Here is an 11,665-nt window from a genome sequence, read left to right on the forward strand (position 1 = left end):
ATGGCCCGGAAACACCCCCACAGCGCACGCAAGCCTCCGGGCGCTACCCTAGCATCACCTGAGCAGTTCCCACGGCACAGAGGCCAAGGAAACGCCCTTGCTGGGCGTTTTGCGAAATAACCCCATGAATGGGCCATTGTGAACACTGAAAGTCAGCGCCCGCATAGCTTGCACGGCCATTGTGAACAGCGTGTTAAACACCGTTCATAATGGACGCGGTAATGCCGCAACGGCAAGGCTTGCGCCCCCATGATGACCGTCACTGTGACCGCCTCATGGTGAGCGCCAGATCCCAGAATCCGCAAGGCTTGCGCGCCCATGGTGAGCGCATCATGGACGCGGCATAGGCGGCTGGCCGTCGCCATCCGGTGAACTGGTCGGAAATCCCGACCGATTGCCCGGCTATGGGGGACGCCTCAGCGTCAGCCCGGCGGCAAATTCCGCCAAGTGGGGACTGTATGGGGACTACTGGCCGGTTTTCCGAAATCAGGGGCCGGATGGAATCGCCTAACACTATGTTTTGATTGGTGCGCCCAGAGGGAATCGAACCCCCAACCTACGGCTTAGAAGGCCGTTGCTCTATCCGATTGAGCTATGGGCGCAATTGCGGTTATTGTAGGGCATGCAAGCCCCGCCTCGCTAGACGTTACGAAAATTTGTCGATTTTGTTTTTGACGTGTCAGGCGAGTCCGCGCTACACTCCGCCCCACGGAGAGATGGCCGAGAGGCTGAAGGCGCTCCCCTGCTAAGGGAGTATGGGGCTAAACACTCCATCGAGGGTTCGAATCCCTCTCTCTCCGCCAATTAACCTCTGTGAAATGACCCCATTGACGAAATCCGTTACGAAAAAATTGCTGGTTGTTGGTGGCGCCGGCTACATTGGCTCGCACATGGTCAAACTACTGGCACAGGCGGGCTATGCGGTTGTCGTGCTGGACAATCTCTGCACTGGTTTTGCCGATGCCGCTCGTTTTGGAACTTTGGTTATTGGTGACCTAGCCGATCCCGTCGTTCTGGAACGCCTCTTTGCTGAACACGACTTCGCTGCCGTGCTGCACTTTGCCGCCTTGAGTCAAGTGGGCGAGTCGATGCAGGCGCCGGATCGCTATTACCGCAACAATGTTGCGAATACCCTGAACTTGCTCGATACCATGCGCCAGCATCAGGTACAGCACTTTATCTTCTCGTCTACTGCCGCGATTTTTGGCGAACCAGAAAGCGACAAGCTCACCGAAGATCATCCGCAGCGCCCCATCAACCCCTACGGGCGCAGCAAACGCATGGTGGAAGAGATCCTCGCAGATTATGGCAAAAGCTTTGGTCTGCGCTCTGTCGCGCTACGCTATTTCAATGCAGCGGGTGCCGACCCGGCGGGCGAGTTGGGTGAGCGCCACGACCCTGAGAGCCATCTTATTCCTCTCATCTTGCAGGCAGCCAGCGGACGGCGGGGCCACATTGCCGTCTTTGGTAACGATTACGCCACCCGCGATGGCACCTGCATCCGCGACTACATCCACGTTTGGGATCTCTGTCAGGCGCACCTGCTTGCCTTGCAGCACTTGCTAAACGGTGGCCAAAGCTTGGCGCTCAATCTGGGCAATGGCCAGGGCTTTTCGGTGCAGGAGGTCATTGATGGCGCCCGCCGCGTTACCGGTCGCGACATTGCCGTACGCCACGAACCCCGCCGCGCCGGCGATCCTGCCATCCTCGTTGCCGACAGTACCCAGGCCCGCGCGCGTCTAGGTTGGCAGCCCGAATATGCCGAACTCGACGTCATTCTCCAACACGCGTGGGCCTGGGAGCAGAAAAAAGGCAGCCGCTGGTAATACAGCGCTGAAATTTGACTCCAGCGTCGCAGCCGCTATGATACCCGTATTGTCTGAAACAAAATCATGGCGCAAGATCCTTGTCGTTTGCTAACCAGTTGATTTTTCAGTGGGGCAGGTCAATTCAAATAATTTTCCGCCCGTTTTTTGGAGGATGTACAGTCTTGATCAAGCCGCGTAAGCGGTATAGGCTCAACCAACATCAACAATTTTCCCAGTCTCGTGATCCCTGGTTCCAGGGCAAATTCCTGATCTGTATCTTGTGCAGAGGAGTTCTCTCCCAATGAGTGACGCTATTTCTCATATATCCGATGAAACCTTCGACGCCGAAGTCTTGCAGGCGGATAAACCCGTTCTGGTCGATTTTTGGGCGGAGTGGTGTGGCCCGTGCAAAATGATTGCCCCCATTCTCGAAGAGGTGGCAGGCGAGTATGCCGACCGCATGAAGGTGACCAAGTTCAATATCGACGAAAACCCTGCTACGCCACCACAATATGGTATTCGCGGTATCCCCACGCTGCTGCTGTTCAAAGCTGGTAAACTCGAGGCCAGTAAAGTGGGTGCCCTTAGCAAAGCTCAGCTCACCGCCTTCCTGGATAGCCAACTTTGAATACCCCAAGACCCCGCCGCAAACCGCAAAGATCCCCGAAATCCTTTCCCAACGAAGACCTTCTTCTCGAAGAAGAGGAGTCCTTTAGCCCCACCCCGGGTGCGCCCTCGGTTAACCTCAGTGAGTTAAAGAGAAAGACGGCTACCGAACTTGCGCTCCTTTGTCAGGAGCTGGGGATCGACGGCGCCGCACGGCAAAAGAAACAAGAGCTGATCTTCAATATTCTCAAGGCCCACGCGCGTAATGGCGATGCCATTTATGGCGATGGAGTGCTGGAAATTTTGCAGGATGGTTTTGGGTTTCTGCGCGCGGCATCGGGTTCTTATATGGCGGGGCCGGATGACATCTATGTCTCTCCCTCGCAGATCCGGCGTTTCAATCTGCAGACCGGTGATACGGTTTCGGGCCAGATTCGCCCACCCAAGGAAGGCGAGCGCTATTTTGCCTTACTCAAAGTAGAGAGCATCAACTTCGAGGGGCCGGAGGCGACGCGCAACAAGGTCAATTTTGACGATTTGACCCCGCTTTTTCCCGATGAGGCCCTGCGTTTGGAGTCTGATCAAATGGTCTATGGTGAGCCTTCGGCGCGCATCATCGATCTGATCTCGCCCATTGGTAAGGGGCAACGCGGTTTGATCGTGGCGCCGCCGAAGACCGGTAAAACGGTTTTGCTGCAGCAAATTGCCCACGCGATCACCGGTAATCATCCGGAGTGTTACCTGATTGTGCTCTTGATCGACGAACGGCCGGAAGAGGTCACCGAGATGCAGCGTTCGGTGAAGGGGGAGGTGGTTTCCTCGACCTTTGATGAGCCGGCCACGCGCCATGTGCAGGTTGCAGAGATCGTTCTGGAGAAGGCCAAACGCCTGGTCGAGCACAAACACGATGTCGTCATTCTACTCGACTCCATCACCCGTTTGGCGCGCGCCTACAATACCGTCGTCCCTTCCTCGGGCAAGGTGCTCACCGGTGGTGTCGATGCCAATGCCTTGCAGAAGCCCAAGCGCTTCTTTGGTGCGGCGCGCAATATCGAAGAGGGCGGTAGTCTGACGATTATCGCGACCTCTTTGGTGGAAACTGGCTCGAAGATGGATGAAGTGATCTTTGAAGAATTCAAGGGCACGGGCAATATGGAAGTGCACTTGGATCGCCGCCTGGCCGAGAAGCGTGTTTATCCTTCCATCAACCTCAATAAATCCGGTACCCGGCGCGAAGAACTGCTGATACCCCAGGATCTGCTCAACAAGATTTGGGTGTTGCGCAAGCTCTTGGCACCGATGGATCCGATGGAGTCGATGGAGTTTCTGCTCGACAAGGTGCGTGCCACCAAAACCAATGCCGAGTTCTTTGATTCCATGAATCGCTGAGTTGCCCTGGACCCCAGGTGTTTCTCTGCTTATAATCCGCCACTTTCTGAAAAACCCAGAGTGCTTGCCATGAATCTCGAAATTCAGCCGAAATATGAAGAAGTCACCGTAACCTGCAGTTGCGGCGCGAGCTTCAAAACCCGTTCTACGGCGGGACGCGATTTGCACGTCGATCTGTGCTCCGAGTGCCATCCCTTCTACACCGGTAAGCAGCGCAATGTTTCCGCTGCTGGCCAGGTAGAGAAGTTCCGCAAACGCTACGGTAAGTAAGCGGCGTCGATGGCAACTGAGAGCCTGCGCGATCGCGCCTTGGCCTACCACGCCGCGGCGCCAGCGGGGAAGGTGACGGTCGTTGCGTCCAAGCCTTGCGCCACCCAGGCGGACCTTACGCTAGCCTATACGCCAGGGGTTGCCGAGCCGGTGCGCGAAATCGCTGCCGACCCTGACAAGGCCTATGACTATACCGCCAAGGGCAACCTGGTGGCGGTAATCAGTAATGGCACGGCGGTGCTCGGCTTGGGCAAGGTGGGGCCGCTGGCGGGGAAACCCGTGATGGAAGGCAAGGCGGTGCTCTTTAAGCGCTTTGCTGATATCGATGCCTTCGACATCGAGGTCGAGGCACGTGATGCCGAGCATTTGATCGACGTAATCGCGGCCATTGCGCCCGGCTTTGGTGGTATCAACCTGGAAGATATTGCCGCACCAGACTGTTTTCAGGTGGAGCGCGCGCTTCAGGAACGCCTCGACATTCCGGTCTTCCACGACGATCAGCATGGCACCGCGGTCATCGTCGCGGCGGCATTGCGCAATGCGCTGGAATTGCAGGACAAAGATCTCGCCACGGCGAAAGTCGCCATTGTCGGTGCTGGGGCTGCGGGCCTCGCCATTGCTGGTATCCTGAAGAAGTTTGGCGCCCAGCACTGCTACCTCAGCGATGTGCACGGGGTATTGCATCAAGGGCGGCAGGATTTGAGCGAGTGGCATCGTCCGCACGCTACCGCTCCGGAAGGCTGGACACTGGCAGAGATGTTGGCGGATGCGGATGTGGTCATTGGCGTTTCCGTTCGCGGTGCGATTCCCGTCGATTTACTCACTTCCCTCGCCCCGCGTCCGGTGATCTTCGCCTTGGCGAATCCTGACCCTGAGGTCGATCCCTGGCGTGCGCGCGAACTGCGTCCGGATGCCATTATCGCCACCGGGCGCTCGGATTTGCCCAATCAGGTCAATAATGCGTTAGGTTTTCCCTTCCTCTTCCGCGGCGCCCTGGATGTGCGGGCGAAGGCGATCAACGGCGAGATGCTGGTCGCCGCCGTGGAGGCGTTGGCCGGCCTGGCGCGCGCCGAGGCGCCAGACGAGCTGTATACGGCCTATGGTTTGACCCCAGGTAGCCTGCAGTTCGGGCCAGAATACATCATCCCCAAGCCTTTTGACCCGCGTTTGCGTAGCGTGGTGGCTGGTGCCGTGGCGCAAGCGGCACGGGATAGCGGCGTCGCACGTAAATAACCCTATGCGCATCGCGGATCTTGCGGTTTGCGATCTGCTGCGCATTGGCTCCGTTGCCTTTCTTCTCGGGATCTTTGTCTTCCTGCTTTGGCAGGTGATGGTGCCGTTTTTTGGCGTCCTCGCCTGGACCTCGATCATTGTCTATGTCACCTGGCCCTTACGGCGCTGGCTTTGTCGTCGTCTGCCACCCTGGCCCAGCGCTGTGCTGATGACCCTCTTTTTCTCGCTCGTATTCCTGCTGCCCTTTCTGTTTTTGAGTTTTCATCTTTTTCATGAGATTCAAGCTGTGCTACAAAGCTGGAGTGCCGCCGATGCGCACTGGCAGCCGTTTGTAGAGCTGCAGAAAAGTGCCTGGTTTGCCAAGTTTTTGGGTGAGATTCCGGCGAGCTGGCGTGCCAATTTCCATGTGGGTGCCCTGAGCCCAGATTTGAATGCCTGGGCGGCGCGGGTGGGAGTCTTCGCCGGCGGGCTGGGAAAAGTGCTGGGCACCTTGGGCTTGATTTGGGTGAGCAGCCTGGTTTTTTACCGGCATGGCGAGACCTTCCTGCAGCAAGGGCAAGCGGTGCTGGGGAGCCTTTTGGGACCGCAGTTTCCGCAATATCTGCATACGGCGGGTAATACTTTGCGCGCGGTGGTCTACGGCATCTTCGCGACGGCAATTGCCCAGGGCCTGCTGGCCGGCTTGGGTTACTGGGTCAGCGGCATGCCAGCACCGGTTCTGCTTACCTTTCTCACCATGATTTTTTCCCTGATCCCCTTTGGTACCCCGCTGGTTTGGGGTGCCGCTGGCCTCTGGTTGCTCTGGCAGGGGCATTATTATGCCGGGGTGGGGCTCTTGCTCTGGGGCGCCTTAGTGGTCAGCTGGGTCGACAATCTGATCCGCCCCTGGGTGATATCGGCCGCCGTGAATCTGCCATTTTTGCTGGTTATGTTTGGCGTGCTGGGCGGTATTCTTGCCTTTGGCTTCCTGGGGATTTTTCTCGGCCCGGTACTGCTCGCCGTGGCGCTCAACCTCTGGCAGCGCTACGTGCTGAGCCTGTCCGCCACGGCGCCCAGCGCCTAGGGTTGGCCGATAATTGTGGGCCGTGCCTTGGTCTTTCTGGTGCTGGGCCCTATACTACATAGATCAATATAGCAAGGCTCTGCGGGGCCCAACTTTCGAGGTGACCAATGCGTTCCGACATGATCAAGAAGGGCTTTGAACGAGCCCCTCATCGCTCTTTGCTCAAGGCCTGTGGTGTGACCGACGCCGACATGAACAAGCCGTTCATTGGTGTGGCCAATTCCTATATCGACATCATTCCCGGCCACGTGCATTTGCAGGAATTTGGCAAGATCGTTAAGGAAGCGATTCGTGCGGCTGGCGGAATTCCTTTTGAATTCAATACTATTGGCGTCGATGATGGAATCATTATGGGGCACGATGGCATGCGCTATTCACTGCCCAGTCGCGAACTGATCGCGGACTCTATCGAAACCGTGGTGCAAGCCCATCACCTCGATGGCCTGGTTTGCATCCCCAACTGCGACAAGATCGTTCCTGGCATGATCATGGGTGCGCTGCGCTGCGACATCCCTACGGTCTTTGTCTCTGGCGGACCGATGGAGGCGGGTAAGCTCGACGACGGTACGCCGGTGGACCTGGTCACCGCCTTTGAAGCCGTGGGACAGTTCAAGCGTGGGCAAATCACCGAGCTGCGTCTGAAAGAGATCGAAGACAAGGCTTGTCCAACCTGTGGTTCTTGTTCTGGTATGTTTACTGCCAACAGCATGAATTGTCTGATGGAAGTCCTCGGGATTGCCTTGCCTGGCAATGGCACGGTTCTGGCGACCGCTAAGGAACGTCGGGATTTGGTGCGCGAGGCAGCGGTACGCATCATGGCCATCGTTCAGGCGGGTGGCCCAACCATGCGCCAATTGGTCGATTTCGAGGCCATCGACAATGCCTTCATCCTCGATATGGCCATGGGCGGATCGACCAATACCGTGTTGCATACTTTGGCCATCGCCCGCGAGTCTGGTGTCGATTACCCCCTGGCGCGCGTCAACGAGTTGGCACAAAGGGTGGCCTATCTCGCCAAGGTCTCTCCAGCGCTCTCTACCGTACATATTGAGGACATTGGGCGCGCGGGTGGTATTCCTGCAATTTTGCACGAGGTACACAAGCGCAATGGCGAAGTGCTGCATCTGGATAAACCCACGGTCAGCGGGCGGAGCTTGCGCGACATTGTCGAGAGTGCGGAGGTGCGCGATAGCAAGATCATTCACTTGGCCAGCGATCCTATCTCGCCGACGGGCGGCTTGCGCGCCGTATTTGGCAATCTTGCGCCGCAGGGTGGCATTGTGAAAATTGGTGCGGTGATACCGGCAATGCGCAAGTTTGCTGGACCGGCCAAGATCTTTGAGAGCATGGAAACGGCCGCGGAAGGGATTTTGGCAGGTGAGGTCGAGGCTGGGCAGGTGGTGGTGATTCGCTACGAAGGCCCCAAGGGCGGTCCCGGTATGCCGGAAATGCTTACGCCGACCGCTAACATCATGGGCATGGGCCTGGGGGAGAGCGTCGCGCTTATCACCGACGGGCGCTTCAGTGGGGCCACCCGTGGTGCCTGTATTGGTCATATCTCGCCCGAGGCGGCAGAAGGCGGGCCGATTGCCCTGCTTCGGGATGGGGACATCATCGAGCTGGACCTGGATGCTGGCGGTCTCCATGTACGCCTCAGCGACGAAGAGTTGGCCAGGCGCCGTGAGAGTTGGGTTCCCATTGAGAAGCCGCTGAAATCGCCGTGGTTGCGCCGCTACCGCAAGCTGGTGACCAATGCCGCCATGGGCGCCATTCTGGAGTCCTGATTTGGCTGAATCTTCTTTGCGTATCGGTGTCTATGTCGACGCCGAGAACGTGCGTTACAACGGCGGCTATTCCATGCGCTACGACGTCCTGCGCCGCTTTGCTGCGCGCGGTGACGGTCATATGGTCGGTCAGATCATTCGCCTCAATACCTATATGGCAGTAGATGGACAGCGCAATCGTGTGGATAGTGATTATCGCGATCGCATTCGCGCGTATCAGCAAGCGGTGCGCGATTTAGGTTGGAAGATCATCGAAAAACCGGTGCGCTGGTTTACCGATGACGAGGGCAATGCGGTGGCGAAGGCCAATGCCGATTTGGATTTGGCGGTGGATGTCATGCTGCAGTCGGAACGCCTCGACCAAGTGCTTCTGGTGACCGGCGATGGAGATTTTCTGCAGGTGGTGCGGGCCCTGCAAAATCGCGGCTGTCGGGTAGAGGTGCTGGGTTTTCGCAATGTCTCTTTGGACCTGCAACATGAGGCTGATGCCTTTTACTCCGGTTATCTCATCCCCGGACTTTTGCCGGCGCGGGGCGATGGCAAGGTCGCCTGGGGCGAATTTGGCTCGCGGGTGCGTGGCATTTGCAGTCGCTGGGAGGCGGATCGCGGCTTCGGTTTTATCCGTTTTCAGCGGGAGGTCAGCGGGCACCTGTGGGTGACAGATACCCGTCAGGATGATTCCCCCTATAGTTCGGCCTTTGTGCATATCTCTGACCTACCGCGCGAACTCGACGTGGGCGACCTCCCGAGTCGCGACATCGTGCTCGAATTCGACCTCGAGCCCAGTGAAATGGAACGCGGCGGCTTTGTCGCCAAGCGCTGCATGGTAGTCTATCGCTACGACGGCAAGTACAACGCTGCCCCGCGCCTTGATCATCGCGAAATGGAGTTGCTACCGGCAGCCAGTAGCGCGGCCACGGAAGAAGCAGAAGAAATCACCTCGGTGGAAGAGGCGGCTGAGTAGTCGTAGCTCAGTTTTCCGGCAGACGGCGCAGAAAGATCCCACTGCGCCGCTGCAGGTTATACAGCGCTTGTTTCGGCATGGGCAGTTCCTTCAAGGTGCCACGGCGGAACGCGCGCTCAAGAAACCAATGACTGCTTTGAGTGCTGAGTACAAAGACGTCTTGCAAGCCTAGTTTGCGCGCGCTGGCAATCCCATAATCCAGAAGCTGTTCGCCCCGGCCCTCCTCGCGATACTGCTCATCCACCGCCAGGCAAGCAATTTCCGCCATCCCGTGCTCGGGATAGGGGTAGACGGCCACGCAGCCAATTACTTTGCCGTCGCGCTCCATAACGGTAAATTGCTCCACTTCGCGCTCCAGGCGCTCACGTCCACGGCGTACGAGAATTCCCGCTTCCTCCAGTGGACGGATCAGGGCCATGATTCCCGGAATATCGGCACGGGTTGCCACGCGCAGGTGTTCGAAGGGGTCGCGCGAGATCATCGTGCCCAGGCCGTCGCGGGTAAAGAGCTCGCGGAGTAGGGCGCCATCCTCTTGACGAGGGATCACGTGTACCCGCTCGATGCCGGCACGACAGGCCCTTTCAGCACTGAGTAGATGCTCGCGGATCGCCTCCGGGAGAGGGTCTTGCAAAAGCGTTGGGATCTCGGAAAGCACGACCTGGCGCAATAGCTCGCCCTTGCTGTTGAATACCCCGGTAAAATCGGCATAAAAGATCAACTTGGCTGCTTTCAGGGCGATGGCCGTAGCCACGGCGATGTCCTCGGCGCGGATGTTGAACAGGGTGCCGGTAGGCGAGACGCCGATGGGGGAGAGCAATACCACCTCATCGGCGGCGAGATGACGATTGATGGCCTCGACGGCGACGCGCCGTACCTCACCGGTGTATTGATAGTCGACCCCGGCGAGAATGCCAATCGGCTGGGCGATGACGAAGTTGCCACTGCTTACCTGCAGGCCGGCATGGGCCATGGGCGAGTCCAGTCGTCCCTCAGAAAGCATGGCTTCTACCTGCAAACGGGCACCGCCAACCGCCGGGATCAAGCGCTCCATGATCGCCTCTGCGGTGATGCGCCGGCCATCCACGCGCTCCGAGGTCAAGCCGTCGCGCGCCAGGGCCGCGTCGATTTGTGGACCGGCGCCATGCACCAGCACTACATTGATCCCCAAACTATTCAGCAGGGCGATGTCCTGGGCGATATTCCAGAAATGACCATCGGCAATGACATCGCCACCAAAATTGATGACGAAGGTCTGCCCACGGAAACGATGGATGTAGGGCGACGATTCGCGAAAGTGGCGAACGAAGGCGTTCTTGGGCATGCAGTGCGTCAGGAGCTGAGGGGAATTGTGCGCTGTTGCGGACGTTTCTGTGCGCGTGCCTCGGCCTCTTCTGGCGTCAGCGTCTGCAGGGCAAAGGCATGGATACTCTCGCCGATGCCATCTACCGCGGCATAGACCAGACGGTGGCGGGCAAGAGGGTTCAGACCGGAAAACTTGTCGCTGACGATGCGTAGCTCGAAATGTCCACCCTCGCCGCCGGCGGCGTGGCCCGCATGCGCCTCGCTGCGATCGCGAATTTCCAGTTCCTGTGGTTGCAGAGCAGCGCGCACGGCGCCTTCAATGGCTTCCTTGTTCATCAAAACACCACCTTGTAGGGACGCACGCTGACGTCTGCATAAACACCGTGACTGAGATAGGGTTCTGCGGCCGCCCAATGCTGGGCATCGGCCAGCGAATCGAAGCGCGCAATGATCAAGCTGCCGGTAAAGCCAGCGTCGCCCGGTTCCTCGCTATCGATAGCCGGGAATGGTCCCGCGCTGAGCAAACGCCCTTCGGATTGCAGTTGATGCAAACGCGCCAGGTGTTCAGTGCGTACCTGTTTGCGCAGTTCCAGCGAGTTTGGATTATCGATGCCGATGATGCAGTAATACATGCAAGCCCCCATAAACGAATGGCCTCAGTCTAGCACAGGCGCCCCTACTGCGAATCCTTGCCGTGCAGTGCATCAGCGGGGAGGGCGCGGCTGATGAGGACGGCCTGATAAATGACGAAGAGCACGGTAAGGATCAACAACCCGAAGAGCTTGAAGTCCACCCAGATAGACGTGGGAACCGTATAGGCAACCAGTAGGTTCAAGGCCGCCAGTACGACAAAAAAAACGATCCAGTAGCGATTCAGCCGGCGCCAGAAACTATTGGGTAGGGCTACCGGTAGCTGGGCGCCCATGAGGCGCTGCAATAAGGGCGTTTCACGCCAATGGGTCCACAGCAGGGCGAGGGCAAAGAGGAAGTAGAGAATGCTCGGCTTCCATTTAATGAAGGTGGCGTTATGGAAATAGATGGTCAGGCCGCCAAAGATCAGAATCAGCAGGGTAGAAATCCAGGTCATGCTTTCTATCTTTCCTTGGCGCCACCACTGCCAGAGCATAAGCAGTACGGAGGCGACGATGAGCACCTCGGTGGCGAAATAGATGCCATGGATCTTATAGGCTACAAAAAAGAGGATGACGGGCAAAAAATCGATTAAGAGTTTCATGAAAAGGCCAAA

At 57.9% G+C, this 11,665-nt stretch carries 13 protein-coding genes and 2 tRNA genes; 10 read left to right on the top strand and 5 right to left on the bottom strand.

The genetic code is table 11. The annotated features are described in order from the left end of the window. The first annotated feature begins 221 nt into the window (after window positions 1–221). Window positions 222–347 carry a hypothetical protein gene (locus tag AB4090_RS00630; protein ID WP_369571919.1) on the top strand — a complete coding sequence of 42 codons (126 nt, stop codon included), beginning with the start codon at window positions 222–224 and terminating at the stop codon, window positions 345–347. Window positions 348–525: 178 nt separating this feature from the next. Here AB4090_RS00630 and AB4090_RS00635 read toward each other — a convergent pair. After that, window positions 526–602 (bottom strand) — tRNA-Arg (locus AB4090_RS00635). A 108-nt stretch (window positions 603–710) separates the two neighbouring features. On the opposite strand from AB4090_RS00635, the gene AB4090_RS00640 reads away from it, so the two are divergent. The 9 genes from AB4090_RS00640 to AB4090_RS00680 all read left to right on the top strand — a co-directional run bounded on the left by AB4090_RS00640 (window position 711) and on the right by AB4090_RS00680 (window position 9,117). Continuing rightward, window positions 711–803, top strand: a tRNA-Ser gene (locus AB4090_RS00640). Between the two features lie 24 nt (window positions 804–827). Beyond that, entirely contained in the window at window positions 828–1,826 is a 999-nt protein-coding gene (gene galE, locus AB4090_RS00645; RefSeq protein WP_369571920.1) for a UDP-glucose 4-epimerase GalE, read from the top strand. Between the two features lie 283 nt (window positions 1,827–2,109). Beyond that, a complete protein-coding gene (trxA, locus tag AB4090_RS00650) occupies window positions 2,110–2,436 on the top strand; it encodes a thioredoxin TrxA (protein WP_369571921.1) in 327 nt (108 codons plus the stop codon). Further along, window positions 2,433–3,803 (top strand): transcription termination factor Rho, encoded by a 1,371-nt coding sequence (gene rho / locus AB4090_RS00655; RefSeq protein ID WP_369571922.1) that lies wholly within the window; start codon window positions 2,433–2,435, stop codon window positions 3,801–3,803. The genes trxA and rho overlap by 4 nt, the downstream gene beginning before the upstream one ends. A 69-nt stretch (window positions 3,804–3,872) precedes the next feature. Continuing rightward, on the top strand, window positions 3,873–4,073 hold the full coding sequence (gene rpmE, locus AB4090_RS00660; RefSeq protein ID WP_369571923.1) for a 50S ribosomal protein L31: 201 nt from the start codon (window positions 3,873–3,875) through the stop codon (window positions 4,071–4,073). 9 nt (window positions 4,074–4,082) lie between these two features. Further along, window positions 4,083–5,306, top strand: a complete 1,224-nt coding sequence (locus tag AB4090_RS00665) for a malic enzyme-like NAD(P)-binding protein (protein WP_369571924.1) — start codon at window positions 4,083–4,085, stop codon at window positions 5,304–5,306. Window positions 5,307–5,310: 4 nt separating this feature from the next. Further along, window positions 5,311–6,369, top strand: a complete 1,059-nt coding sequence (locus tag AB4090_RS00670) for an AI-2E family transporter (protein ID WP_369571925.1) — start codon at window positions 5,311–5,313, stop codon at window positions 6,367–6,369. Window positions 6,370–6,476: 107 nt separating this feature from the next. Then, entirely contained in the window at window positions 6,477–8,153 is a 1,677-nt protein-coding gene (gene ilvD / locus AB4090_RS00675) for a dihydroxy-acid dehydratase (RefSeq protein ID WP_369571926.1), read from the top strand. A gap of 1 nt (window position 8,154) precedes the next feature. Beyond that, entirely contained in the window at window positions 8,155–9,117 is a 963-nt protein-coding gene (locus AB4090_RS00680; RefSeq protein ID WP_369571927.1) for an NYN domain-containing protein, read from the top strand. A gap of 7 nt (window positions 9,118–9,124) precedes the next feature. On the opposite strand, the gene argA is transcribed toward AB4090_RS00680, so the two are convergent. Genes argA through AB4090_RS00700 form a run of 4 tightly spaced genes read right to left on the bottom strand, consistent with a single transcriptional unit; the run spans window position 9,125 to window position 11,653 of the window. Then, window positions 9,125–10,438 (bottom strand): amino-acid N-acetyltransferase, encoded by a 1,314-nt coding sequence (gene argA, locus AB4090_RS00685; RefSeq protein ID WP_369571928.1) that lies wholly within the window; start codon window positions 10,436–10,438, stop codon window positions 9,125–9,127. A gap of 8 nt (window positions 10,439–10,446) precedes the next feature. Further along, complete coding sequence (locus AB4090_RS00690; RefSeq protein WP_369571929.1) at window positions 10,447–10,755, bottom strand: BolA family protein; 309 nt, start codon at window positions 10,753–10,755, stop codon at window positions 10,447–10,449. Further along, window positions 10,755–11,051: a YciI family protein gene (locus AB4090_RS00695; protein WP_369571930.1), complete on the bottom strand. Its 297-nt coding sequence runs from the start codon at window positions 11,049–11,051 to the stop codon at window positions 10,755–10,757. The genes AB4090_RS00690 and AB4090_RS00695 overlap by 1 nt, the downstream gene beginning before the upstream one ends. Before the next feature lie 44 nt (window positions 11,052–11,095). Next, window positions 11,096–11,653 carry a septation protein A gene (locus tag AB4090_RS00700; protein WP_369571931.1) on the bottom strand — a complete coding sequence of 186 codons (558 nt, stop codon included), beginning with the start codon at window positions 11,651–11,653 and terminating at the stop codon, window positions 11,096–11,098. Window positions 11,654–11,665: the final 12 nt, after the last annotated feature.

This window comes from Acidithiobacillus sp. IBUN Pt1247-S3 (genome assembly GCF_041146875.1).
GTDB lineage: Bacteria > Pseudomonadota > Gammaproteobacteria > Acidithiobacillales > Acidithiobacillaceae > Igneacidithiobacillus.

Excerpts from the sequence above, each read along its gene's own strand:
- AB4090_RS00630 (WP_369571919.1), top strand. The coding sequence starts at position 222 with ATGCCGCAACGGCAAGGCTTGCGCCCCCATGATGACCGTCACTGTGAC.
- trxA (WP_369571921.1), top strand. The coding sequence starts at position 2,110 with ATGAGTGACGCTATTTCTCATATATCCGATGAAACCTTCGACGCCGAA.
- rpmE (WP_369571923.1), top strand. The coding sequence starts at position 3,873 with ATGAATCTCGAAATTCAGCCGAAATATGAAGAAGTCACCGTAACCTGC.
- AB4090_RS00665 (WP_369571924.1), top strand. The coding sequence starts at position 4,083 with ATGGCAACTGAGAGCCTGCGCGATCGCGCCTTGGCCTACCACGCCGCG.
- AB4090_RS00670 (WP_369571925.1), top strand. The coding sequence starts at position 5,311 with ATGCGCATCGCGGATCTTGCGGTTTGCGATCTGCTGCGCATTGGCTCC.
- ilvD (WP_369571926.1), top strand. The coding sequence starts at position 6,477 with ATGCGTTCCGACATGATCAAGAAGGGCTTTGAACGAGCCCCTCATCGC.
- argA (WP_369571928.1), bottom strand. The coding sequence starts at position 10,438 with ATGCCCAAGAACGCCTTCGTTCGCCACTTTCGCGAATCGTCGCCCTAC.
- AB4090_RS00690 (WP_369571929.1), bottom strand. The coding sequence starts at position 10,755 with ATGAACAAGGAAGCCATTGAAGGCGCCGTGCGCGCTGCTCTGCAACCA.
- AB4090_RS00695 (WP_369571930.1), bottom strand. The coding sequence starts at position 11,051 with ATGTATTACTGCATCATCGGCATCGATAATCCAAACTCGCTGGAACTG.
- AB4090_RS00700 (WP_369571931.1), bottom strand. The coding sequence starts at position 11,653 with ATGAAACTCTTAATCGATTTTTTGCCCGTCATCCTCTTTTTTGTAGCC.